Annotated in this window: 16 protein-coding genes and 4 pseudogenes; 7 read left to right on the top strand and 13 right to left on the bottom strand. The window is 72.8% G+C overall.

What is annotated here, in order from left to right; all coding sequences use genetic code 11:
- Positions 1-55 precede the first annotated feature (55 nt).
- Positions 56-598 carry a VOC family protein gene (locus JGS22_RS12420; protein WP_211042649.1) on the top strand — a complete coding sequence of 181 codons (543 nt, stop codon included), beginning with the start codon at positions 56-58 and terminating at the stop codon, positions 596-598.
- A 140-nt stretch (positions 599-738) separates the two neighbouring features.
- Positions 739-1,515, top strand: coding sequence for a MerR family transcriptional regulator (locus tag JGS22_RS12415; protein ID WP_236073850.1), 777 nt, complete (start codon positions 739-741; stop codon positions 1,513-1,515).
- A 7-nt stretch (positions 1,516-1,522) separates the two neighbouring features.
- Here JGS22_RS12415 and JGS22_RS12410 read toward each other — a convergent pair whose 3' ends face one another.
- Complete coding sequence (locus JGS22_RS12410; RefSeq protein ID WP_211042652.1) at positions 1,523-2,476, bottom strand: alpha/beta fold hydrolase; 954 nt, start codon at positions 2,474-2,476, stop codon at positions 1,523-1,525.
- 772 nt (positions 2,477-3,248) lie between these two features.
- Complete coding sequence (locus JGS22_RS12405; protein WP_216814960.1) at positions 3,249-3,944, bottom strand: iron-dependent transcriptional repressor DtxR; 696 nt, start codon at positions 3,942-3,944, stop codon at positions 3,249-3,251.
- A 140-nt stretch (positions 3,945-4,084) separates the two neighbouring features.
- Between JGS22_RS12405 and JGS22_RS12400 the strand changes: the two are divergent.
- Together JGS22_RS12400 and JGS22_RS12395 are read left to right on the top strand one after the other, a co-directional pair.
- Positions 4,085-4,207 (top strand): annotated as a pseudogene (locus JGS22_RS12400) (SIS domain-containing protein); the annotation flags it as partial.
- Positions 4,208-4,272: 65 nt separating this feature from the next.
- A pseudogene (locus JGS22_RS12395) lies at positions 4,273-4,410 on the top strand (iron dependent repressor, metal binding and dimerization domain protein); the annotation flags it as partial.
- A 213-nt stretch (positions 4,411-4,623) separates the two neighbouring features.
- Here the strand turns inward: JGS22_RS12395 and JGS22_RS12385 are convergent.
- Positions 4,624-4,711 (bottom strand): annotated as a pseudogene (locus JGS22_RS12385) (SIS domain-containing protein); the annotation flags it as partial.
- 200 nt (positions 4,712-4,911) lie between these two features.
- Between JGS22_RS12385 and JGS22_RS12380 the strand changes: the two are divergent.
- Complete coding sequence (locus JGS22_RS12380; protein ID WP_211040483.1) at positions 4,912-5,661, top strand: SIS domain-containing protein; 750 nt, start codon at positions 4,912-4,914, stop codon at positions 5,659-5,661.
- A 188-nt stretch (positions 5,662-5,849) separates the two neighbouring features.
- On the opposite strand, the gene JGS22_RS12375 is transcribed toward JGS22_RS12380, so the two are convergent.
- The 3 genes from JGS22_RS12375 to pdxH all read right to left on the bottom strand — a co-directional run bounded on the left by JGS22_RS12375 (position 5,850) and on the right by pdxH (position 10,283).
- Positions 5,850-7,355, bottom strand: a complete 1,506-nt coding sequence (locus JGS22_RS12375; protein ID WP_236073130.1) for a PAS domain-containing protein — start codon at positions 7,353-7,355, stop codon at positions 5,850-5,852.
- Between the two features lie 436 nt (positions 7,356-7,791).
- Positions 7,792-9,180, bottom strand: coding sequence for an FtsW/RodA/SpoVE family cell cycle protein (locus tag JGS22_RS12370; RefSeq protein WP_211040486.1), 1,389 nt, complete (start codon positions 9,178-9,180; stop codon positions 7,792-7,794).
- Between the two features lie 479 nt (positions 9,181-9,659).
- The gene (gene pdxH / locus JGS22_RS12365; protein ID WP_211040485.1) at positions 9,660-10,283 is read right to left on the bottom strand and encodes a pyridoxamine 5'-phosphate oxidase; all 624 of its coding nucleotides are present in this window, start codon (positions 10,281-10,283) and stop codon (positions 9,660-9,662) included.
- A gap of 489 nt (positions 10,284-10,772) precedes the next feature.
- Between pdxH and JGS22_RS12360 the strand changes: the two genes are divergently transcribed.
- The gene (locus JGS22_RS12360; protein ID WP_211040482.1) at positions 10,773-11,873 is read left to right on the top strand and encodes a citrate synthase 2; all 1,101 of its coding nucleotides are present in this window, start codon (positions 10,773-10,775) and stop codon (positions 11,871-11,873) included.
- Between the two features lie 124 nt (positions 11,874-11,997).
- Here JGS22_RS12360 and JGS22_RS12355 read toward each other — a convergent pair.
- The 7 genes and pseudogenes from JGS22_RS12355 to JGS22_RS26820 form a co-directional block, all read right to left on the bottom strand.
- A pseudogene (locus tag JGS22_RS12355) lies at positions 11,998-12,573 on the bottom strand (TetR/AcrR family transcriptional regulator); the annotation flags it as partial.
- Positions 12,561-13,301, bottom strand: coding sequence for an enoyl-CoA hydratase family protein (locus JGS22_RS12350; RefSeq protein ID WP_211040480.1), 741 nt, complete (start codon positions 13,299-13,301; stop codon positions 12,561-12,563). The pseudogene JGS22_RS12355 and the gene JGS22_RS12350, both read right to left, overlap by 13 nt.
- Before the next feature lie 127 nt (positions 13,302-13,428).
- Positions 13,429-14,616 (bottom strand): acyl-CoA dehydrogenase family protein, encoded by a 1,188-nt coding sequence (locus JGS22_RS12345; protein ID WP_211040479.1) that lies wholly within the window; start codon positions 14,614-14,616, stop codon positions 13,429-13,431.
- Positions 14,617-14,670: 54 nt separating this feature from the next.
- The gene (locus JGS22_RS12340) at positions 14,671-16,794 is read right to left on the bottom strand and encodes an acetyl/propionyl/methylcrotonyl-CoA carboxylase subunit alpha (RefSeq protein ID WP_211040478.1); all 2,124 of its coding nucleotides are present in this window, start codon (positions 16,792-16,794) and stop codon (positions 14,671-14,673) included.
- A gap of 12 nt (positions 16,795-16,806) precedes the next feature.
- A complete protein-coding gene (locus tag JGS22_RS12335; protein WP_211040477.1) occupies positions 16,807-18,405 on the bottom strand; it encodes an acyl-CoA carboxylase subunit beta in 1,599 nt (532 codons plus the stop codon).
- The gene (locus tag JGS22_RS12330; protein WP_211040476.1) at positions 18,402-20,099 is read right to left on the bottom strand and encodes an acyclic terpene utilization AtuA family protein; all 1,698 of its coding nucleotides are present in this window, start codon (positions 20,097-20,099) and stop codon (positions 18,402-18,404) included. The genes JGS22_RS12335 and JGS22_RS12330 overlap by 4 nt, the downstream gene beginning before the upstream one ends.
- 235 nt (positions 20,100-20,334) lie before the next feature.
- Positions 20,335-22,551, bottom strand: a complete 2,217-nt coding sequence (locus JGS22_RS26820) for a protein kinase domain-containing protein (RefSeq protein WP_211040475.1) — start codon at positions 22,549-22,551, stop codon at positions 20,335-20,337.
- 450 nt (positions 22,552-23,001) lie between these two features.
- On the opposite strand from JGS22_RS26820, the gene JGS22_RS12320 reads away from it, so the two are divergent.
- On the top strand, positions 23,002-24,143 hold a 1,142-nt coding region (locus JGS22_RS12320), incomplete at its 3' end, for a hypothetical protein (RefSeq protein ID WP_216814958.1).

The following is a 24,143-nucleotide window of genomic DNA, read 5'->3' as shown; positions in this document are numbered from 1 at the left end:
CTTCCCCCTCCGCGGGCTTGACCCTCACGCTGCGGGAGGCCGGAACGTGGTGGCCATGAGCGACTACTACAACGCGTTCGAGGTCAGCCCCGTGCCCGCGCCCGGGCCGGACGCCGTGCCGCCGGAGCCCTACCGCGGCATCTACGGGATGCCCGCGTTCGCGACCGTCCCCACGGGCGATCTCACGGCCTCGGTGGAGTTCTGGGTGCACGGGCTGGACTTCTTCGAACTCTTCGGCATCCCCGACCAACTGGTTCATCTGCGGCGCTGGGCGTTCCAGGACGTGCTTCTGGTGCCGGGGGAAGCCCCGGCAGAGGCGCCGGCCATGAGTCTCAGCTTCGCCTGCGTGCTCGGCCGGCTCGACGAGCTGGTCGCCAACTGCCGTGCCCTGCGTCCGGGTTCGGTCGAAGGCCCGTACGACACCCCGTGGAACACCCGGGACGCGGTGGTGACCACACCGGAGAACGCACGGATCACCCTGACCGCCGCGAAGCCCTTCGACCCGGACAGCGAGGAGGCGAGAAACCTCGCCGCCATCGGCATCACCGCGCCGGAGAGCTCCCACACCGACGATCCGGGCTCCCCACCCGGACAATGAGCAACGTGCACCACTCCACCGATCGCCCCGGCCCGGCTTCCGGCCCCGCCTCCCGCCCCGGCACCGTGCCCGGGGAGCGCAACTCCCACGCATCCGCCGGGCACGCACCCGCCGGGCACGGCTGCGACGGCGGGAGCGGGCTGACCGTCGGACAGGTCGCCGCGCACCTGGACGTGACCGTCCGCGCACTGCACCACTGGGACGAAATCGGCCTCGCCCGGCCGTCGTTGCGCACCGCCGCCGGGTACCGGCTCTACACCGCGGAGGATCTGGAACGGCTGCACCGCGTCGTCGTCTACCGCGAGATCGGACTCGGCCTCGACCGCATCCGGTCGGTGCTGGACGATCCGGCCACCGGGGTCACCGACGCACTGCGCGCCCAACGCGACCGGATCACCGAGAAGATCGACCGTCTGCGGAGGCTGGGCACCGGGCTCGACCGCATGATCGACGCCCATGAACGCGGTCTGCTGCTCACCGCCGAGCAGCAGACCGCGGTCTTCGGCCCCCACTGGAATCCGGAGTGGCCCGCGCAGGCGCGCCACCGCTACGGGGACACAGCGCAGTGGCAGCAGTACGCGGAACGCGCGGCAGCGCGCGGGCCGGAGGAGTGGCGGGCCGTCGCCGATGCGGTCGCCCGGCTCGACCGCGCGCTCGGCGACGCCATGGAGGCGGGCGTAACACCCGGCAGCCCGGCGGCGAACCGGCTCGTCGAACGGCACCGGGAGGTCTTCGCGGCCTACTTCCCCCTCAGCCGGCAGATGCAGGTCTGCCTGGCCCGGATGTACGAAGCAGATCCGGGCTGCTCCGCGCACTACGACGCCCTGCGCTCCGGGCTCGCCGCCTGGTTCCGCGAGATCGTCGACGCGAACGCGCGCGCCCACGGCGTCGACCCGGACACCGCGATCTGGGAGTAGCCCCGAACTACGGGGCTCGCAGGGCCTCCCGGAGAAACGGATCGACCGCCGCTCGCCAGCCCCCCGGGTGGTCGTAGTGCAGCAGATGCCCCGCGTCATCGACCTCGGCGTAGTGGCCCCTGGGCAGCACCCTGACCATCTCCTGCGCCTCGGCCCGACCCAATTCGCCGTCCAGACCGCGCACCACCAACGCCGGGCAGCGGACCTGGGCCAGCTCCTCCCAGTGCGCGTCGTACACCCAGGGCTCGCGGGCGAGCAGCATCTGGCTCCGGGAGAAAACCGGCCGCCACCCGTCGGAGCGCTCGACCATCACCTCGGAGTAGAAGCGGCCACGGGCGGGGCTCGGCCGCTCCAGCACCGGATCGTCCTCGCCGAACCAGCGCTGCACCTCTTCGAGCGAGCCGAAGGGCAGCGGCCAGCTCCGGAACCAGTCCCGCCAGGCGCGTTGGGAGGGCTCCCCGAGCGCGGAGGCACGCATATCGCTGATGACCACCGCGCGCACGAGGTCGGGACGGCGGGCCGCGAGCTGCCAGGCCGTCAGCGCGCCCATCGCATGGCCGACCAACGCCACCGGCCCCAGGCCGAGTTGATCGAGCGCCGCCTCGGCGTCGCTGACGAACGCCTCGCGGTCGTACGGGCCTTCCGAGGGCTTCTCGCTGCGACCGTGGCCGCGCTGGTCGAGCGCGACCGCGCGGTACCGCTCGGAGAGCCAGCGGGCCGTGTCCGCCCAGTGCGAGGCGCGCCCCATCAGCCCGTGGAGCAGCAGCACCGAGGGCTCGCGCTCGGCGACCCGCGGCGCGGCACTCCGCTGGCCCGGCAGCGCTGTCCGCACCGCTTCGACGGTCTGCCCGCCGGCCGCGGCAGCGGCCCGGCGCGGTCGGCGGCCCGCCGGCGGATCCGCGAACTCCCAGGCGGCGAGCCGGACTCCACCGGCTCCCAGGACGTCCGTACGGCGCACCATGCTGGCTGACACCCCCATCCCTCCTCCGTCGACCTCGTGTGCCTGTGTCACAGACCCACGGTATCGAACTTCTATTCGAACAAAGGGCTCGACGGGGCGAGACCCCTCGTTCGAGTGACAGCCCCCGGAGGTTGGTGGCGGACCACCGGGAAAGACATCGAACGGGGCCGAGCGCCACACAAGTCGGGAGGAATCGTCGCGCTCGGGAGCACCACGGCCCGGCACGCTCGGGGTTCCGGGCCGTACGAGCGGGGGAGGCGACAGGGAGGGGCGAGGCCCCGGCGGAGCACCGCCGGGGCCTCGCGTCCGGACAGCTCGCGAGCTCTCCCGTATGACGCCTCCCGTCACCCGAAGCTCTCAGCGCCAGGGTGACAGGTCGACGAAGAAAGAGGGAGCTTTACGTCAACTTCGGGGCGGGAGTGGCTCGTTGGGCGTCACAATGCCCCCGCGCACCTCGCGTCCGCGCCTCGGGGGCCGCCCCGTCGAACCGCCCCGGGCCACATCGCACGCACCGCACAGAGCCCACCCACACCGGGCAGAGCCCGCAGCGCGCTCCGGAACCCCCGCACACCGGGCCGGACCACGACCGCACACCGTCGGCACTCGCCCGGCCACCGGGCACGCCAGCCACCGGCCCGCGGGAACACAACTCGCCCCGCCCACAGGCCGCCAAACGCCGACACCGCGCACCGCGCGCCGGCCGAAGGGCTCCGGCCTGCGCGCGCAACCGGAGCCCGGACTTCTCGCGGAGTGCGCGACCCGCGACCCCGCTTCAGCGCTTGGCGACGAAGACGTGCGAGGCGACCTCGGGGTTCAACTCGGCGCTCTCGCCGCCGCTGCCGACCTGAACTCCCCCGCCGGAGCCGGGAGTCGCGGTCACCACGGAACCGGGCTGCACGCCTGCTCTGCGCAGGGTGTACATCAGCTGGGAGTCCGTCTGGATCGGCTCGCCGATCCTGCGGACCACCACGGTCTTGCCGTCGGCACCCGCGTCGAGATCGCTGAGCGCGACCATCGCCTCGTCCAGGAAGGGGCCCGCCTCGCCGGGCTCGCCGAGCTCCTCCAGACCGGGGATGGGGTTGCCGTACGGCGACTCGGTCGGGTGGCGCAGCAGCTCCAGCACCCGGCGCTCGACCGCCTCGCTCATCACGTGCTCCCAGCGGCACGCCTCGGCGTGGACCTGCTCCCACTCCAGGCCGATCACGTCCACCAGCAGGCACTCGGCGAGCCGGTGCTTGCGCATGACGCGGGTGGCGAGCACCCGGCCCTCCTCGGTCAGCTCCAGGTGCCGGTCGCCGGCGACCCGCACCAGCCCGTCGCGCTCCATCCGCGCCACGGTCTGGCTCACCGTGGGCCCGCTCTGGTCCAGGCGTTCCGCGATGCGGGCACGCATGGGCACAACGCCTTCCTCTTCAAGCTCAAGAATGGTGCGGAGATACATCTCCGTCGTGTCGATGAGTCCGGACATTCGTGCCCCTCGTCAGCTCGTGGCGTGGCCCTGCCCCAATTCTGACGCATCCCACCGACAACTGAGTCACGGCAGGTCCAACTTCCCGGTCGAGCGCTCCCGCAAGGCCTCCGCACGGCCTTTTGCCCCCTCCTCGCCGCGACACCATCGCCGCGGAGAACCGCGTCTTCGCCTACGGCGCCGGCCACTCGGCGCTCGCGGCCCAGGACGTCGTCTCCCGCGGGGGCGGCCTCGCGGTGATCACCCTGCTGGCCGCCCCCGGGGCGGCCAGCAGGGTGATCACCGCGAGGCCCCCCCCGCGGTAGACGACGTCCTGGGCCGCCCGCGCCGGGTGCTCGCCACCCGCGTCATGCGCAAGCACCGGCTCGCCGAGTGCCTGCTGGTGGACGTGATCGGCCTGGAGTGGGAGCAGGTCCACGCCGAGGCGTGCCGCTGGGAGCACGTGATGAGCGAGGCGGTCGAGCGCTCCCGCAAGGCCTCCGCATCGCGCACCCGGGTCAGCAGTTCGATGGCCTGGTCGAAGAACCGCTCCGGCAGCTCGTGCTCGCTCATGCGCCGACATTAGTGGTCTGGACCACAGTGGAACAAGGGCGGGAACGGCCGGGAGGGCGATCTGCTGGTGATCATCTCGCTGTCCGGGCGCAACGCGCTGCCGGTGGAGATGGCCCAGCACTCACGTGCCCGCGGGCACGTGAGTGCTGGGCCATCTCCACCGGCAGCGCGTTGCGCCCGGACAGCGAGATGATCACCAGCAGATCGCCCTCCCGGCCGTTCCCGCCCTTGTTCCACTGTGGTCCAGACCACTAATGTCGGCGCATGAGCGAGCACGAGCTGCCGGAGCGGTTCTTCGACCAGGCCATCGAACTGCTGACCCGGGTGCGCGATGCGGAGGCCGAGCGGATCTCCGCCGCCCTCCCGGCCGTTCCCGCCCTTGTTCCACTGTGGTCCAGACCACTAATGTCGGCGCATGAGCGAGCACGAGCTGCCGGAGCGGTTCTTCGACCAGGCCATCGAACTGCTGACCCGGGTGCGCGATGCGGAGGCCGAGCGGATCTCCGCCGCCGGCGCCCTCCTCGCGGACACCATCGCCGCGGAGAACCGCGTCTTCGCCTACGGCGCCGGCCACTCGGCGCTCGCGGCCCAGGACGTCGTCTACCGCGCGGGCGGCCTCGCGGTGATCAACCTGCTGGCCGTCCCCGGGGCCGTCGGCGTGGACGTCGTACCCGCCACTCTCGGCAGCGCGCTGGAGCGGGTGGACGGCCTCGCCACCACCGTGCTCGACGCCAGCCCCGCCCGGGAGGGCGATCTGCTGGTGATCATCTCGCTGTCCGGGCGCAACGCGCTGCCGGTGGAGATGGCCCAGCACGCACGTGCCCGCGGGCTGCGCGTCATCGGTGTCACCTCGCGCGCGTACGCGGACACCGGCTCGCGCCACCACTCCGGCACCTTCATGTCCGACCACTGCGACCTCGTGCTGGACTGCCACGTTCCGGTCGGTGACGCGACGCTCACCGCACCCGGAATCCCGGCGCCGTTCGCTCCGGCGTCCACGATCGTCTTCAGCGCGCTGCTCCAGGCGACGGTCGCCTCCGCCGCCGCCGAGCTCGCCCGTCGGGGCACGCCGCCCCCACTGCTGCGCTCGGGCAACGTCGACGGCGGTACCGAGTGGAACGAGAAGGTCATGACCGAGCACGCGGGCCGCATCTTCTACCGCTGACCCCGGCCGGACCGCTGACAGCAGCGGCGCCGCGCCTCAACTCCCGCGCACCGCAAGGCGATCGGCCGACCCGGCAGCCGCCGTCCAGTCGCACCGCGCAGAGCCGCGCAGCCCGCACGCGCCGCCCGGACGCCGCCCGGCCTCCACCGCGGGCGCGGGCGCGGGCGCCACCGCGGGCGCGGGCGCGGTCAGCAGAGGTCGCGCTCCTCGGCCGCCCTCGCCCGGTCGAGCGCGGCGGCGAGGTCGAGCGCTGCCGCCATCCGGATCGCGACGTCCTCGGCGTGCTGTGCGTCGAGCCGGTCGAACGGCCGGCGCGAAGCTCCGCGCAGAAACGTCACCACCCCGTGGTCCCGGCCCCGGCTGCGGAGCAGAACGCACATTCCGTGCACCGCGTCGGCGGGCCAGGAACGGTGCTGTGCCCAGCCCTCGACCTCGGCACCGCCGACGCTGGTGCGCACGGTGCCGCGCCGTTCCAGGCACTGCGACGCCGGATGGCGGTCGTCGTAGGGGGCGGGGACCGCGCCCGCGGCCACCGGAGCGGTGTGCCCGCCCCCGGGCGCGGGGCTCTGCGCGGCGCGGATCAGCCGGCGGCCGGAGGACAGGTCCACGAAGGCGTGGTCGGCGAAGCCGGCGAGTGCGAAGTCCAGTTGGAGCGCGGCTGCCTCGCGCGGGTCCTCGCACTCCGCCGCTGCCCTGGCGGACCGCTGGAGCTGGGCGTCGCGGAAACGGGACCGGGACGCGCGCTGCTCGGCGAGCTTGCTCTCGGTGACGTCCTGGAAGATCCACGCGACACCGAGCGGCACCGGCTGCTCGGCCAGCGGCGAGCCCAGGCGCAGGAAGCCGCTGCGCCAGCAGCGACGGGAGTGCGGTGCGCCGCCGGAACCCGACTCGCCGGCGGCCGTCCGCAACGTGACCCACATATCGGCGAGTTCGGCGCTCGGCCCGTCCGCCATCACGTGCTCGATCGCCGCTTCCAGCTCCTCGGCGCCCGCGCGCAGCACCTCGCCGAGCGGACGGCCCAGCAGTGCCGAACGGCTCATCCGCAGCGACCGCACGGCCCGCAGGTTGACCACCGCCGGACGCAGGTCGACGTCCAGGACCACCACGCCCCAGGGCGCGTCGTCCAGCAGAACCTCGCTGAGCGCGAGGGTGCGCTCCAGGTCGATCTGGGTGTGCACCTCGCTGAAGGCGCAGTACACGCCGGCGGGGACGCCGTCCGAGTCCCGCACACCGGCCGACTGGGTACGCACCAGGACTCGGCCGCCGCCCTTGGTGACCAGTGCGAACTCGTGCACCTGCCGGTCCGGGGAGTGCATCGCCGACAGCAGCCGCGACTCCACCTCGTCGGCGTCGGCGCCGAGCACCGCCCAGCCGCCGAGCCCGCACCGCCCGACGGCCTCTTCGGGGGTCCAGCCGAGAATGCGCTCGGCCTCGCGGTTCCAGTGGGTGACGTTGCCTTCGGCGTCGAAGGCGCAGAGCGCGGCGTCCATGCCGTCCAGCAGGGCGGCGAGCAGCACCGCCCCTTTGGCGTGCTCCTCCTGCTCGCGCTCGTCACCGGCCGTGTACTCGCCCTCGGTGGGGAGCTCACCGGCCTCCGCGCGGCTGCGTGCCCGGGCTCGTCCGCCGCGGCCCTGGCGCGCCCGTTTGCCGGCCGGACCCGACTGGGTCTCGGACATATCTGATTGAGCAGCCATGGCTGGCACCCCCGCTCGAAGTGGCCGTACGTCGTCGTACGGCCGGTACGCACCGTGCGCCTCTCCCCGTGGACTGCGACCGTCCTTCACGCACTCGATCATTCAACGCGAAAGTGACTCAGGACACATCGCCTTCGACCAAATTGTTGCACCCCCGAAATCCTGTTGCCGGGCGGGATTTCACGGGTCTAGCGTGATGGGTACACGAGAAGGGAGGTGGTTCCGGAGTGATGAAGAACCGGACGCGTGAGGTGGCTGCGGCCTAGGGGCCGAAGTCGCGCACAGCGCAGGTCGGAGCCCCTTCCGGCCAATTCAGAGCAGTCACCCGACCCGCGGTGCCGTCGGCAGGTCCGACCGGCCCCCGCAGCCCGGATCCGTCCGGAGCGCGGGGAGTGGCCCGCGGGTCGTCTGCTGCCCTCGTGCAGTCCCTCGGTTTTCAGCCCTTTTCGGTACCACGCGTTTCCGCCGCATCCGGTCCGGCCCTGCTCGTTCCGGGGCGGCGCAGTGCGGCTTCCGCGGCACTGTTGCTGACCCTGATCAGCAGCGCCACCAGCAGCCAGTTGGCGACCGCGGAGGATCCTCCCTGCGCAAGGAAGGGCAGTGCCTTGCCGGTCAGCGGCACCAGCCCGGTCACCCCTCCCACCACCACGAAGACCTGGAGGGCCAGGGTCACCGAGAGCCCGAAGGCAAGCAGCTTGCCGAACGGGTCCCTCGCCACCAGGGCCGTACGCAGCCCGCGCTCGACCAGCAGCGCGTACAGCAGCAGCACCAGCGTCACACCGAGCAGCCCCAACTCCTCACCCACGGTGGTGAGGATGAAGTCGCTGCGCCCGGCGAACCTGATCAGCCACGGCTGCCCCTCGCCGAGGCCGGTGCCGGTCAGTCCGCCGGTGGCGAAGCTGAACAGGGCCTGTGCGGGCTGGTCGGAGACGATCCCGGCGGGCCGCTCGTCCGGCGGCAGGTATATCGCCAGCGGGTTGAGCCAGGCCGTCACCCGGCCCTTGACGTGCGGCTCCAACGAACCGACGACGAAGGCGCCGACCGCCGCCATCGCCACTCCGAAGAGCACCCAGCTGGTGCGGTGCGTCGCCATGTAGAGCATCGCGACGAAGACGCCGAAGAAGATCAGCGAGGTGCCCAGATCGCGTTCGAAGACCAGGACCAGCAGGCTGAGCACCCACACCACCACGACCGGGCCGGCGTTGCGCCCGCGCGGCAGCGTCACGCCGAACGCCCGGTGGCCGGCGAGGGCGAGAGCGTCGCGGTTCGCCGTGAGGTACGCGGCGAAGAAGATCACGATCATGATCTTCACGAACTCGCCCGGCTGGAGGGAGAGCGGACCCACGAAGATCCAGCGCTTGGCGCCGTACCGGTCGCCGGAGAAGAAGGCCGGCGCCATCAGCAGCACCAGCGCCACCGACATCCCGAGGTAGGGGTAGCGCTGGAGCACCCGGTGGTGGCGGACGACCGCGAGCAGCAGTACGAGCCCCACAGCACCGACAGCCGACCAGAGCGCCTGGCCGGCGGCGACCTCTTCGCCGCCGTACTCGCGCACGTAGGAGTGGTCGAGCCGGGAGAGCAACAGCAGCCCGAGCCCGCTGAGCAGGGCTGCCAGCGGCAGCAGCAGCGGATCGGCGTACCGGGCGAAACGCCGCACCGCGAGGTGGGCGAGGAACACGAGCGTCGAGAGGCCGAGGACGTACGGGAGGTACCCGGACGGCAGCCGGCCCTCCAGCGCGAGGCCGGCACCGGCGTGGCCGCCGGCCGCGAGGGCGACGGCGAGCACGAGCAGCACCAGCTCGATGCGCCGGCGCCCGGCGCTCACCCGACGCGCGAACTCCCGCTCGACGTCCGCCTCCCGCTCGACGTCCGCCTCCCGGCCGCGGCCGGGGGGCCGGCCGCCTTCGGGTTGGTGCTCGTCGGCGGACGGCCGGGGGCGGGCGTGCTCGGGCCCGCGACCGCGGTCGGTCTGCTGGGTCTGCTCGGGCCTGGTCGTCACTGTCTCGCCGGCAGCGCTCCGCGCGCCCGCTCCCCCGCCCTTCACCGTCGACACCCGGTACCGGTGTTCCTGGTCACCCGAGAGTCCTGGTCACCCGGCCGCGGCCACGAGGCCGTCCGACGGACCGGTAGACGTCGGCGGGGTCGGCGAGGTTGCGCCGCGCGCGCCACAAGTCAGAAGCGGGTGCGGTACCCGCCGGTACGGCCGGGAAGCGCCGGCCCGGGGCGGCGCCGCACGGCCCGTACGCCTCCGCAGCGCCGCACGGCCCGTACGCGTCCGCAGGGCGGCCGGGCTCAGGCCCGGGCTCATGGGCACAGGCGCTCGACGTTCCATCCGCCCGCGGTGCGCCGGTAGCGCAGCCGGTCGTGCAGCCGGTTCTCCCGGCCCTGCCAGAACTCCACCGCGTGCGGCACGACCCGTACTCCGCCCCACTGCGGAGGCACCGGCACGTCCTCGCCCTCCGGGTAGCGGGCGGCCAACTCCGCGTACAGCTCGTCCAGTTGCTGCCGCGAGGCCACGGTGGAGGACTGTTCGCTCGCCCAGCAGCCGAGCTGTGACCCGTGCGGCCTGGTGCGGAAGTAGGCGGTGGTCTCCGCTCGGCCGACGCGTTCGGCGCGGCCCTCGACGATCACCTGGCGTGCCACCGGGTGCCACGGGAAGAGCAGTGAGACGTACGGGTTCGCGGCCAGCTCACGGCCCTTGCGGGAGCCGTAGTTGGTGAAGAAGACGAAGCCGTCGCCGCCGTACTGCTTGAGCAGCACCGTGCGGGAGCTGGGGCGGCCCTGCTCGTCGGCGGTGGAGAGCACCATGGCGTTCGCCTCGTGCAGACCGCTTTCGGCGGCCTGTCCGAACCAGCGGCCGAACTGCTCGATCGGATCCTCGTCGAGGTCGGCCTCGGCGAGTCCGGCCGCACGGTAGCGGGCACGCATGGCGGCCGGGTCGAGCGCCCGACGGGCGGCGACGGCGGAGGCGTCCCGGTCGGGGTCCTCGACGGCGGAGGCGGCTGCGGGCCGGACGGCGGAGCCGTCGGCGGGGCTTGCGGCGGGGTCGGCGGGGTTCACGTCACGAGGAGGCACGGGCATATCTTGCAGCATCGCCGGAGCTGGCGGACGCTGAGTCTGCCCACTCTTCCGCCGCCGTACACCAGCCGTCGAAGAACCCCGTACTGTGCCGCTTCTCACGCTTCCCCGCATGTGACGAAGGCGCCAAAATCACGGACACGAGAGCTGTGGGAGTCGTACAGCACGCAACGTCGTGCGCGCTCCCGCCGACGCCGAGAGACCCGGGCCGGCCGGAACCGACCGAAGGAGCCAGTCCGCAGAACCGAGTACCCGTGGTGCCTCGCGTCCGATCGCCGCTCGACCCATAAGCCCGTTTCCGCGCCGGCCGTGGGAACCGCCGTCACAAGGAGCTGCCTGATGTCCGACTTCGTACCCGGGCTCGAAGGAGTCGTCGCGTTCGAGACGGAGATCGCCGAACCGGACAAGGAGGGCGGCGCGCTCCGCTACCGGGGCGTCGACATCGAGGACCTGGTCGGGCACGTCTCCTTCGGCAATGTGTGGGGCCTGCTGGTGGACGGGAGCTTCGACCCGGGACTGCCGCCCGCCGAGCCGTTCCCGATCCCGGTGCACTCCGGCGATGTACGGGTCGACGTGCAGTCGGCGCTGGCCATGCTCGCCCCGGTGTGGGGTCTGCGGCCCCTGCTGGACATCGACGCCGAACAGGCCAGGGACGATCTGGCCAGGGCCGCGGTGATGGCGCTGAGCTATGTCGCGCAGTCGGCGCGCGGAGCCGGCCGGCCGATGGTGCCGCAGCGCGAGATCGACAAGGCGGACACCGTGGTCGAGCGCTTCATGAGGCGCTGGCGCGGGGAGCCGGACCCCCGGCACGTGGCGGCGGTCGACGCCTACTGGACCTCGGCGGCCGAGCACGGGATGAACGCCTCCACCTTCACCGGCCGGGTGATCGCCTCCACGGGCGCGGACGTGGCCGCGGCGCTCTCGGGCGCGGTGGGCGCGATGTCCGGGCCGCTGCACGGCGGCGCGCCCTCCCGGGTGCTGGGCATGATCGAGGAGATCGAGCGCACCGGCGACGCCGAGGCGTACGTCAAACAGCAGCTCGACCGGGGCGAGCGGCTGATGGGCTTCGGCCACCGCGTCTACCGTGCGGAGGACCCGCGGGCCCGGGTGCTGCGGCGTACCGCCAAGGAGCTGGGCGCACCGCGCTACGAGGTCGCGGCGGCGCTGGAGCAGGCCGCGCTCTCCGAGTTGCAGGCACGGCGTCCGGACCGGGTGCTGGCGACGAACGTGGAGTTCTGGGCGGCGATCGTGCTGGACTTCGCCGAGGTCCCGGCGCAGATGTTCACCTCGATGTTCTCCTGCGCGCGCACCGCGGGCTGGTCGGCACACATCCTGGAGCAGAAGCGCACCGGCCGGCTGGTGCGCCCCGCCGCCCGCTACGTCGGTCCCGGCACTCGATCCCCGCGCACCATCGGCGGGTACGACGAGCTGGTCCGCTGAGCCGCCGAGCGGCGCACACGCGTGGCGCCCGTCGTCAGGACCTCTTCCCGGTCCGGCGGCGGGCGTCGCGGGTTTCCGGGGCGGGCTGCCCCCGACCACCCGGCCTGCGACCACCCGGCCTGCGCACGGCCTCCTCCAGCAGTACGGCCCACTGGTCGACGACGCGTGCGCGGCGGGTGGAGTCGTCGGTGAGGAGATTGGCCAGGCCGAGCCCGCGCGCCATGTCCAACAGGCCCTGCACGGACTCCCGTACACCGGGCACGCTCTCGTCCGCGTCGAGCAGGGCGACGGCCATCCGGTGGGTCTCCCGGCCGATGCGGGCCTCCAGATCGGTGACCCTCGGGCCGAGTTGGGGCTCGTGCGAAGCCGCGACCCACAGATGGAGGGCGGCGCGGAACAGCGGTCCGGTGAAGAGTCCGACGATCGCCTCGACGGCCTCCGCGACGGAGGCGGGACGCGGCAACTCCCGCAGCACGAGCGAGCGTTGCTCGGCCACATACTCCACCGCACCGGTGAAGAGGTCCTCCCGGGTGGGGAAGTGGTGCTGGGCGGCTCCGCGGGAGACTCCGGCGTGCTCGGCGACCACGCTCACCGTGCTGCCCGACCAGCCGCGCTCGGCCAGGCAGGTCACGGCGGACTCCAGCAGCCGCTGCCGGGTGAGGCGGCTGCGGTCCTGTTTGGGAGGTGTCACCGCGCCCATGGTGGGTCCCGTCGTTCGAGGAAGGCCGTCATGCCCTCGCGGGCCTCGTCGGAGGCGAAGAGCCGCGAGGACAGTGCGACGAGACTATCCGCATCGCGGTCGAAGGCGGCCAGCACCTCTGCGGTGACCAGGCGTTTCGCCTCCGCCAGCGCTTGCGGCGCGCAGCGGCGCAGCGCGCCGGTGACGCCTTCGAGCAGGGTGTCGACCTCGGCGTGCACATCGCTGAGCAGACCGATGCGGTGGGCCTCCGCGACGTCGAACACCTCCCCGGTGAGGTAGTAGCGTGCCGCCGCCCTGGGATCGAGCCGGGGCAGCAGGGTGAGCGAGATGACGGCGGGCGCGACGCCGAGGCGCACCTCGCCGAAGGCGAAGCGGGAGGCGACGGAGCCGACGGCGATGTCGCAGGCGCCGATCAGCCCGAGGCCGCCGCCGCGGGCGTGGCCGTCGACCCGGGCGATGACCGGCTTGGGCAGCTCGACGATGGTCCGCAGCAGCCGTACCAGCGCCTCGGGGGTGGAGGTGGGGTCGGTGAGGTCGGCACCCGCGCAGAAGGTGTTGCCGGTGTGGCTGAGGACGACGGCCCGTACGTCCTCGGAGCCGGCCGCCTCCGCCAGCGCGGAGTGCAGCTGCTCCATCAGGTCGCGGGAGAGCGCGTTGCGGTTCTTCGGCGAGTCCAGCGTCAGAGTGCGGATACCGCGCGCGTCCGCGCGGTGGACGAGGGCGGGCATGACGGGGGCCAACTCCGTTTCGTTCGGGGGCGGTTGACGGGGCCGGGCGCATCGCGCGGGGCAGGCAGTGGAGCGGGGCACGGCGGCCGGTGCGGATGAGCGGTCCGGGTGGCTGGACGGGCGGCGGTCAGTAGGACTTGGGCAGGCCCAGGCTCTGGTGCGACACGTGGTTGAGGATCATCTCGCGGCTGACCGGTGCGATCCGGGCGACCCTGGCGGCGTTGAGGAGCGTGGCCAGGCCGTACTCCGTGGCGAGGCCGTTGCCGCCGAGAGTGTGCACTGCCCGGTCGACGGCGTTCACGTTGGCCTCGGCGGCGGCGTACTTGGCCATGTTGGCCGCCTCGCCGGCGCCCGCGTCGTCGCCCGCGTCGTAGAGCAGAGCCGCCTTGAGCGTCAGCAACCCGGCGCTCTCCAGCTCGATGTGGGCCTGGGCGAGCGGGTGGGCGACGGCCTGGTGGGCGCCGATCGGCTCCTTCCACACAGTGCGGACCCGTGCGTACTCCACCGCTCTGCCGAGCGCGTAGCGGCCCATGCCGAGCGCGAAGGCGGCGGTCATGATGCGCTCGGGGTTGAGCCCGGCGAAGAGCTGGAGCAGCCCGGCGTCCTTGTCGCCCACCAACGCGTCGGCGGGCAGCCGGACTTCGTCCATCACCAGCTCGAACTGCTTCTCGGGGGCCGCGAGTTCCATCGGGATGTGGCGGTACTGGAAGCCGGGGGTGTCGCGGTCCACCACGAACAGGCAGGCCTTCAGCTTGCCGGTCCTGGCGTCCTCGGTGCGGCCGACGATCAGGGTGGCGTCGGCGATGTCGACACCGGAGACGAAGACCTTGCGGCCGGTGAGCAGCCACTCGCCGGTGCCCGGGTCGCGGCGGGCGGTGGTGGTGATGCGGTGCGCGTTGGAGCCGGCGTCCGGCTCGGTGATGCCGAACGCCATCTTGCGGCTGCCGTCGGCCAGTCCCGGCAGCCAGCGCTCGCGCTGCTCGTCGGTACCGAAGCGGGCGATCACCGTGCCGCAGATCGCCGGGGAGACGATCAGCATCAACAGCGGACAGCCCGCGGCGCCCAACTCCTCCAGTACGAGCGAGAGTTCGACCATGCCACGGCCGCCCCCGCCGTACTGCTCGGGCAGATTGACACCGAGGTAGCCGAGCGCGCCGGCCTCGCTCCAGAGCTCGTCGGTGTGCTCGCCCTCGCGGGTGACGCGCTCGAAGTAGTCGCGCCCGTAGCGGTTGCCGAGTGCGGCGACCGCGGCGCGCAGTGCGCGCTGCTCGTCGGTCTCCAGAAGTGGGTGTGCGGATACGGGAGTTGTGGCCATCAGCGTCGGTTCTCCTCGGTTGCACGGGGCGGAAGGTGGACCGGGCGGTACGGGTCAGGGGCGCGGTGACTGCGCGGGCGGCACCTCGCCGGGCGCGCGGTCGGAGCGTGCGCGGTCGGAGCGTGCGCGGTCCGGGACGGCGGGGGCCGGGGTGTCGTGTGCGGGGGCGTCGGCTCCGGCCGGCGGGCCGACCACTGCCAGGAGGGCGCCCACCTCGACCTGGTCCCCGACGGCGACGTTCAGCGCGGTGAGCGACCCCGTGGCGGGGGCCGCGACGAGATGCTCCATCTTCATCGCCTCCAGCCACAGCAGCGGTCGGCCCGCCTCCACCGGCCCACCCACGGCGAGTCCGTCGGCGATCCGGGTGACCGTGCCGGGCATCGGCGCCAGCAGCGAACCCGGTTCGGTGCGGACACCGGCGTCGGGGAAACGGGAGACCTCGGTGAACGTCCAGGAGCCGAGTGCGCTGTCCACGCAGCGGCTGCCGTCCGCGTACCGGGCGATGGTGAACTGTCGCCGTACGCCGCCCAGTTCGAGGTCGACCCGGTCGCGGTCGGCGTGCAGCAGCGCCGTGCCCGGGTGGCCCGGCGCCCGCAGCCCGTCCCGGCCCAGCCGGTAGTCGACCGCGAACTCCTCGCCGTCCGGGCGGAGCCGGTAGGTGCGCCGCTGCGGCTGCGCCCGCACATTGCGCCAGCCGCAACCCATGCCCGCCACCGCACCGGCACCGGCACCGGCACCGGCCGGGACAGCGGTGCCGAAGCGGGAACGGCCCTGTGCGTCCGCCACCGCCAGCGCCAACGCGGCGGTCTCCGCGCCGACTTCGCCGTGTGCTGCGCGCTCACCCGGAGCGCGGAGCAGCGCCGTGAGATGGCGGTCGTAGAAGCCGGTGTCCGGTGCTCCGGCGAGGAACTCCGGGTGTCGCAGCGTCGCGACGAGCAACTCCCGGTTGGTGACGGTCCCGTGGACCCGGGCCGCGACCAGCGCACCCGCCAGCTTGCGCACCGCGGCCTCCCGGGTCGGCGCGAAGGCGATCACCTTGGCGAGCATCGGGTCGTAGTACGGGGTCACGGTGTCGCCGTCGACCACCGCCGAGTCCACCCGCAGTCCCGGCAGTCGGGGCAGTTCGAAGCGGTGCACCGTGCCCACGCCCGGCTGCCAGTCACGGGCCGGGTCCTCGGCGTAGAGCCGTGCTTCCACGGCGTGACCGGTGGGCGGTGGCGGTTGCGCGGGCAGCGACTGCCCCTCCGCGACGGCGAGTTGGAGGGCGACCAGGTCGACGTCGTGGACCGCCTCGGTGACCGGGTGCTCCACCTGGAGGCGGGTGTTCATCTCCAGGAAGTACGGCCGTCCGTCCGGCGCGAGCAGGAACTCCACGGTGCCGGCTCCGGTGTACCCGACCGCCCGGGCGGCCCGTACGGCGGCGGCGTGCAACTGCTCGCGCAGCTCCGGCTCCAGCCCGGGGGCGGGCGCCTCCTCGACGACCTTCTGATGCCTGCGCTGCACCGAGCAGTCCCGGGTGCCCAGCGCCCAGACGGTGCCGTGCGCGTCGGCGAGGATCTGCACCTCGACGTGACGTCCGCGCTCGACCAGCGGCTCCAGGAAGATCTCGCCGTCTCCGAACGCCGCCGCCGCCTCCTGCGCGGCGGCCCTCAACTCGCCGTCCAGAGCGGGAGGTTCGTACACCGCGCGCATCCCGCGACCACCGCCGCCGGCCGCCGCCTTCACCAGCAGCGGAAAGTCCCGCTCGGTGACGGCGGCCGGGTCCAGCGGTTCCAGCAGCGGTACGTCGGCGGTGCGCATCAGCTCCTTGGCACGGGTCTTGACGGCCATCGCCCGGATCGCCGACGGCGGCGGGCCGACCCACAACAGCCCTGCCTCCCGCACCTGTTCGGCGAAGTCGGCGCTCTCGGAGAGGAAGCCGTAGCCGGGGTGCACGGCGTCGGCTCCGGCCGTCAGCGCCGCCCGCACCAGCAGGTCGCCGCGCAGGTACGTGTCGGCGGGGGCGTCCCCGGCCAGCCGCACGGCGGCGTCGGCCTCCAGAGTGTGCGCGGCCCGGGCGTCGGCGTCTGAGTGCACAGCGACGGTGGCGATGCCCAGCTCACGGCAGGTGCGGAAGACCCGCCGGGCGATCTCGCCGCGGTTGGCGACGAGGAGGCACTGGATCGAAGATGTGCTCACTGCTGCTGCCCCTCACATCCGGAAGACGCCGAAACCGCCCCGCACACCGCGTACTTCGGTGGTGTGGATCGCGGAGAGGCAGATACCGAGAACGGTCCTGGTGTCGCGCGGGTCGATGACCCCGTCGTCGTAGAGCCGGCCGGAGAGGAAGTGCGGCAGCGACTCGGACTCGATCTGCTGCTCGACCATCGCGCGCAGCCCCGCGTCGGCCTCCTCGTCGTACGGCTGTCCCTTGGCCGCGGCCGACTCGCGCATCACGATCGACAGCACTCCGGCAAGCTGCTGGGGGCCCATCACCGCGGACTTGGCGCTCGGCCAGGCGAAGAGGAAGCGGGGGTCGTAGGCCCGACCGCACATGCCGTAGTGGCCCGCGCCGTAGGAGGCGCCCATCAGCACGGACAGGTGCGGTACCCGGGAGTTGGAGACGGCGTTGATCATCATCGAACCGTGTTTGACGATGCCGCCCTGCTCGTACTCGGTGCCGACCATGTAGCCGGTGGTGTTGTGCAGGAAGAGCAGCGGAATGTCGCGCTGGTTGGCCAGTTGGATGAACTGGGTGGCCTTCTGCGACTCCTCGCTGAAGAGCACCCCGCGGGCGTTGGCGAGGATGCCGATCGGGTAGCCGTGCAGCTGCGCCCACCCGGTGACCAGGGACGAGCCGTACCTCGCCTTGAACTCGTCGAAGTCCGAGCCGTCCACGATCCGCGCGATCACCTCGCGCGGGTCGAAGGGCGTACGGAGATCGCCGGGCACGATGCCGAGCAGCTCCTCCTCGTCGTGCTTCGGCGGCTCGGCGACGGGCGGATCGTGGTGCGCCTTGCGCCAGTTGAGGCGTGCGACGACGCGCCGGGCGCGGTGCAGGGCGTCCGGCTCGTCCTGCGCGAAGTGGTCGGCCAGCCCCGAGGTGCGGGCGTGCATGTCGGCGCCGCCCAGCTCCTCGTCGTCGGCCTCCTCGCCGGTCGCCATCCGCACCAGCGGCGGGCCCCCGAGGAAGACCTTGGAACGCTCCTTGACCATGATCACGTGGTCGGACATCCCCGGGATGTACGCGCCGCCGGCGGTGGAGTTGCCGAAGACGACGGCGACGGTGGGGATGCCGGCGGCGGAGAGTCGGGTGAGGTCCCGGAAGAGCGCGCCGCCAGGGATGAAGATCTCCTTCTGGCTGGGCAGATCGGCGCCACCGGACTCGACGAGGCTGATGCACGGCAACCGGTTGGCGTGCGCGATCTCGTTCGCCCGCAGCGCCTTCTTCAGCGTCCACGGGTTGCTGGCGCCGCCGCGCACCGTCGGGTCGTTGGCAGTGATCAGGCATTCGACACCCTCCACCACCCCGATACCGGTGACCAGCGAGGCGCCGACGGTGTAGTCGCTGCCCCAACCGGCCAGCGGCGACAGTTCCAGGAAGGGGGTGTCGGGGTCGAGCAGCAGCTCGATGCGCTCCCGGACCGGCAGCTTGCCGCGCTCCCGGTGGCGCTTGACGTACTTCTCGCCGCCGCCCGCCAGCGCCTTGGCGTGCTCGGCGTCCAGCTCGGCGAGGCGTACGAGCATGGTCTCGCGGTGGGCGCCGTACTCCGGGTCGGCCGGGTCCAGCGCGGATGCCAGCACGGTCACAACAGCACCTCCGGGATGTCCAGTTCACGGGCGCGCAGCCATTCGCCGAGGGCTTTGGCCTGCGGGTCGAAGCGGGCCTGTGCGGCGACGCCCTCCCCCAGCAGCCCCGCGACGGTGAAGTTCAGCGCGCGCAGATTGGGCAGTACATGGCGTACGACCTCCAACTCCGCCGTCTCCGGCAGGAGTTGACGCAGCCGCTCGACCGTCAGAGTGTTTGCGAGCCAACGCCAGCCGGCGTCGTCGCGCGCCCAGAGGCCGACGTTGGCGTCCCCGCCCTTGTCGCCGGAGCGCGCGCCGACGACCCGGCCGAGCGGCGCCCGACGGCAGGGACTGTCCGGCAGCGGCGCCGGCAGCGCCGCAACGGGCACCTCACGCGGTTCGCCGGTGACGGGCGGCAGCGGCGCCGACTGCCGCGTCCCGTCCGGGAGCACGACCGTGTGCGGCACCTCCTCGACCGGCACCTGTGCGCTGCGGAACACCCCGTACGGGCTCGCCCGGCCCGGCGGCGCGGTGACGTGGAAGCCCGGCACACTGCCGAGCGCAAGCTCGATCGCCGCACCGCTGACCGCACGGCCGACCCGCTCCGCATCGGCGTCCCGCACCACCAGCCGCAGCAGCGCCGCGGCCTCCTCCTGCACCGCGGCGTCGCGGTGGTCCGTACGCGCCAGGGTCCAGCGCAGCTCGGCCGGCTCCCGCCCGCGCAACTCGGCGGCCACCTGCGATTTCAGCCAGGCCGCCTTCTCCTCGATGTCCAGGCCGGTCAGCACGAAGGTCACCTCGTTGCGGTGGCCGCCGAGCGCGGTGAGGCCGACCTTGAGCGTCGGCGGCGGCGGCTCGCCGCGCACCCCGTCGACACGGACCCGGTCGGGCCCGTCCTCGCTGAGGCGCACGGTATCCAGCCGGGTGGTGACATCGGGGCCGAGATAGCGAACGGGCCCGGTCTCGTAGAGGAGTTGGGCGGTGACCGTGCCGGTGGTGACGGCGCCGCCGGTGCCCGGATGCTTGGTGATGACGCTGCTGCCGTCCGCGTGGATCTCGGCGAGCGGGAAGCCGAGCCGGCGCGCCGCGAGCGGCCTCTCGGCGCTGTCCAGGTCGGTGAAGAACGCGTAGTTGCCGCCGGTGGCCTGGGTGCCGCACTCCAGCACGTGGCCGGCGACGGTTGCCCCGGCCAGCTCGTCCCAGTCGCCAAGCTCCCAGCCGTGATGGGCCGCCGCCGCGCCCGTCACCATGGCGGCGTCGGTGATCCGGCCGGTCACGACGATGTCGGCGCCCGCCCGCAGCGCGGCGGTCACTCCGGCGCCGCCGAGGTAGGCGTTGGCGGTCAACACGCCTTTGCCCCAACCTCGTTGGACCAGATCGTCACCCTCGACTTGGGCGATGCGGACCGGCACCCCGAGGCGCTCGGCAAGCGCGCGGACCGCCTCGACGAGACCGGCCGGGTTGAGCCCACCGGCGTTGGTGACCAGCTTGACGTCCCGCTCGCGGGCGAGCACCAACGTCTCTTCCAACTGCCGGACGAAGGTGCGCGCGTATCCGCGCTCCGGATCCTTCAGCCGGTCGCGGCCGAGGATGAGCATGGTCAGCTCGGCCAGATAGTCCCCGGTCAGCACATCGAGCGGGCCGCCTTCGAGCATCTCGCGCATCGCGTCGAAGCGGTCGCCGTAGAACCCGGAAGCGTTGCCGATACGCAGCACGTCGGTTCCTCCTCGGTGGACGCCCGGCCAGAGTGACAGCCGGAGGAGAAACAATCAAGCGTGCTTGTTCTTTTGATGGACGCGGCTTCTCGCCCCGGTGCTCTCGCTGCGTGCGGCGGCTCTCGCATCAGCCGGCTGCGCTCGCAACTGCGGCGCCGGTTCGGGTGCGCCGCGCGGCCGTGCAGCCGGACCCGCGCACTCGCGGCGGACCCGCCTCAGCCGGCAGGGCCGCGCCTCACCGCCCCTCCCGCAGCTCCCAGGCCCGGTGGCCCTGCAACTCGGTGAGCCGGCGAACGACCACGATCGACAGGATCAGCAGGGGAAGCCAGAGCAGGTTGAGCACGATCGCCCAGTCGGCCATCGAGATCATCAGATCGAAGTCGATGAGATTGGCCTCCCGGTCCGGCGCACCCTCCATCGCCGCGACGACCCCGTAGAGAGCGAGCCCGGCGACTCCGCTGACCACGTACATCACCCACCACCAGCGCAGCAGCACCTGGCCCTGCCACTCGTGTCCGGCGCTCCAACTGCGCAGCGTCGCCTCGTGATCGGGCCCCCACCGCAGCGAGGCGTGCCAGACATCGCGGGCGATCTGGTACGGAAGCACCCAGAAGGCGAGCGGAATGAACCAGCCGCCGACCGCCATACCCGTCGAATAGCGGCACTCCCCCGGCCTGAACGCCTCCGCGTTGCTCCGCACATGCCAGAACCAGGTGACCAGCAGCGCGAAGAAGACCAGGAGCATCAGCGAGTCCAGGCCCATCAGCAGACCGACGCTGCCCAGCACCGTGTCGATCTGCTCCCAGTCGGCCCAGTTCTTCTCCTTCCACTGCGATATCTCGCTCGAGTGGCCGGCGAAGGCGAGCACGATCCCGCACTTCAACGCGGCGTAGAGGCCGATCACCCAGTACAGCGCGGTGGCCCAGGCGTGCGGCGACCGCACCGACGGCCGCGTCCCGCCCCAGCCGGACGGCACCGCCCGGTGCACGCCGGTGGGCGGCGCAACGTAGTGGGCCCCCGCCCGTACGACGTGGTCCGCCGGCACCGACGCGGCCGGCGGAGGCTGCTGCGCGGCCGGCTGCGACTGCGCGGCCGGCTGCGGACGTGACGCTGGCGGGGGCGGTGCGTCCTGTCGGCGCTGACGGTGCGACACGGGCTGCCGCGAAGGCGGTGGCGACTGCGACGGACGGGCGGGCGCGCCGGTCACCACCCGGGTGGGCGGGGGCGGTTGCGGTGCGACGGTCTCGTCCGCCGCCCGGGAGTCCGTCGGGGCGGGCCCGTCGGGACCGGCCGGGTCGTCGGGACCGTCGGGACCGGCCGGGCCGTCGTCCGGCCCGGGCCTGCGGGCACCTCCCCGGTGCCCCTGCGGGACGTCGACCGAGTCTCCGACCCGTACGCCGACGGGCCCTTCGTCCGACGCACCGGCCGGCCCACCGCTCGCCGGGCTGTCCTCGGGGACTCCTCCGGGGCCGCCTTCCGGGCCTCCTCCGGGGCCTCCTTCGGAGGCCGACTCGTCGGCGCGCCAGACTCCCCGGGTCACCGCGTACTGCGCGATCCTCGCCACCTCGACCAGGGCCCTCGCGGGCAGCCAGGGCTCCGAATTCGCGCTCGTTCCGCCCCCGTTGCCGGCGTGCTCCGTCAATTCCGTGACGAGCGCCGCGACTTCGGGGCGCTCGGCGGCGTCCTTCGCCAGGCAGGCGGTCACCAGCGCGCGCAACTCCTGCGGTACGTCGCTCAGTTCGGGATCATCCTGAACCACCGCGAACATCAACGCGTACTGGTTGGCGGTGTCGTCGACCGGGAAGGGCAGCCGACCGGTGGTCGCGAAGACGAGCACTCCGCCCAGGCAGAACACGTCCGTCGCGGCGGTCACATGCCTGCCGAGCACCTGCTCGGGCGACATGTAGCCGGGCGAGCCGACCGAGGCGCCCGTACGCGTGAGGCCGCCGGTGGTGGAGGCGTCCACCAGCCGCGCGACACCGAAGTCGACCAGTCGCGGGCCGTCGACGCCCATCATCACGTTCGACGGTTTGAGGTCCCGGTGCACCAGCCCCGCCCCGTGGACCGCGTCCAGCGCCCGCGCCAGCCCCGCACCCAGAGCAGCGGCACTGCGCACGGGCAACGGGCCCTGGCCCGCGACGAGTTCCTGCAACGAGGGGCCGGGCACGAACTCCGTGGCCACCCACGGCTCGCACCCGTCGGCACCCGGCTCCGAATCGAGAACCCGCGCCGTCCACCGCGACTCGACACGTCCCGCATGTTCGATCTCCCGGACGAACCGTGCCCGGAAACCGTCCTCCCGCGACGCGTCCGCGCGGATGGCCTTCAGCGCCACCCGCTGCCCCCGGGCGCCCTGAGCGAGGTAGACCGTTCCCATCCCGCCCTCGCCGAGCCGCGCCAACAGCCTGTACGGACCGATCCGTTGCGGATCGACGCTCCTCAGCGCCTGCACCGTGCTCCCCCTTCGCCCCCGGGGCCCGGAACACTGCGCCCGCACCCCGAAGGGATCATCCCACCCGTCCAATGAAGCCAAAAGCCTCACGCGGGAGGGAACGGGAGGGAAGACGGACGCGCACCGCGACTCCAGCTCGGTTGCATGTCAACGAACGAGGACGCTCCGCCCGTCGACTGGCTGACATCCGAGGAGGAACGCGACTGGCGGTCGTAACTGCGCATGGTCACCGCCGTCCAGGCCCGCACCGCACCGCACAGGAGCTGGCCGAACTCGGCTGACCCGCCTCACGCAACCGCCCGCGTCCGGGCCCCCCCACATCACGAAGCCCGGGCCCGGGCAACAGCCCGCGCCTACGGGAGTCCACCGAAGCCGCGGCCGACAGCAGCCGGTTAGCATGGCCGTTGCCCCGGCGAGCGCCCGAGCGAGAGAGCAGCAAGAGAGCGGAGAATGAGCGACGAGACCGCCCGGCGGCTGCCGGGCAACGCACTCGTGTGGACGGGGCTCCTGGGAGCCATCGCGATCCTGCTGCTGCGAATGTCGGCCCCCGCGCCGCGGTGGGACCTGCTCGCCTGCGTCGCGGTGACGCTGGCCGGCTTCGCCTGGCGGGCGCACGGAGACCGCGCCTCCCTCGCCGCGACGCTCGCCGGGCCGTACGTGCCGGCACCCCACCCCGTACGCCATCTGCACCTCTCGGGACGCTGGCCGATCCTGTGGCGCAGCCTGTTCGCCACTCTCGCCTTCAGCGCCGCCTGCATCGCCGTCTCGCTCGCCGTCGAGTCGGCGTTCGCCTCGGTCGACGGGGCCCCCGCACCCGAACCGGAAGCCGGACTGCTCACCGGGGCGTATCTGGTGGGCACCTTCGCGCTCTGGCCGTTCGTCCACCGCGCAGTCATCGAGGACACGGGAGTGGCCACCACACGCCGCGCCCTCTCGGCGGTCAGGGAGGGCGCGGCCAGACAACTCCCTGTGCAGATCACCGGCTGGAGCGCAGCCGTGCACAGACCGCACTACATCGACGTGCACGAGTCGTACGACTTCCAGAAATCGGGCAAACGACCGTCCAAGCGGCTGGTCGGCGCACGCATTCCGCAGCTCGTCCCGTCGCTGCGACTGTCCGCCGCGGATGGAGAGCGCAGCTTGTTCCTCGACGGGCCGGTGGACGGCGAGCTCCTGGGCACCGCGCTGCGGGGACAGCAGGGGCTGCTGCACTGGGCGCCGTCCGGCCGGCTCGAAGCCGCCGTACAGGGCAACTCCGCGCCCGCTCTCCTGGAGTTGGGCGACGGCCGCTATCTGCGCGGCTGGACCGAGGAAAGCAAATCCCCGCAGTTCCCACAGGGTTGGGAATCGGCCACCGTCGCAGCGCATCCCGGGAGTTACCGTCTGCTGCGGCCCGTCGAGGCGTCGGTCCTGCTCCAGCGCCGTGGCCGCCGCCCCCTCCACTTCCTCGGAGGCGCTGCGCTGCTCTGCCTCTGCGCCTCACTGCTCGGCGTCGCGAGCGCCTGGGAGGGCGGCGCGCCTCCGCTGATCCTCGCGTTGGCACTCCTCACCGCCGGTTTCATCGGCGACTCGCTGAGCGCCAGGAGGCGCAG

This window comes from Streptomyces tardus (assembly GCF_018101125.2).
Lineage (GTDB): Bacteria > Actinomycetota > Actinomycetes > Streptomycetales > Streptomycetaceae > Streptomyces > Streptomyces tardus.
This window is presented reverse-complemented; position numbering and strand designations above follow the sequence as displayed.

Bases quoted from the DNA above. Each gene is read 5' to 3' on its own strand.
- JGS22_RS12410 (WP_211042652.1), bottom strand. From the start codon at position 2,476: ATGGTGCGCCGTACGGACGTCCTGGGAGCCGGTGGAGTCCGGCTCGCC.
- JGS22_RS12405 (WP_216814960.1), bottom strand. From the start codon at position 3,944: ATGTCCGGACTCATCGACACGACGGAGATGTATCTCCGCACCATTCTT.
- JGS22_RS12345 (WP_211040479.1), bottom strand. From the start codon at position 14,616: ATGGCCACAACTCCCGTATCCGCACACCCACTTCTGGAGACCGACGAG.
- JGS22_RS12350 (WP_211040480.1), bottom strand. From the start codon at position 13,301: ATGCCCGCCCTCGTCCACCGCGCGGACGCGCGCGGTATCCGCACTCTG.
- JGS22_RS12360 (WP_211040482.1), top strand. From the start codon at position 10,773: ATGTCCGACTTCGTACCCGGGCTCGAAGGAGTCGTCGCGTTCGAGACG.
- JGS22_RS12420 (WP_211042649.1), top strand. From the start codon at position 56: ATGAGCGACTACTACAACGCGTTCGAGGTCAGCCCCGTGCCCGCGCCC.
- JGS22_RS12375 (WP_236073130.1), bottom strand. From the start codon at position 7,355: ATGGCTGCTCAATCAGATATGTCCGAGACCCAGTCGGGTCCGGCCGGC.
- JGS22_RS12380 (WP_211040483.1), top strand. From the start codon at position 4,912: ATGAGCGAGCACGAGCTGCCGGAGCGGTTCTTCGACCAGGCCATCGAA.
- pdxH (WP_211040485.1), bottom strand. From the start codon at position 10,283: ATGCGTGCCCGCTACCGTGCGGCCGGACTCGCCGAGGCCGACCTCGAC.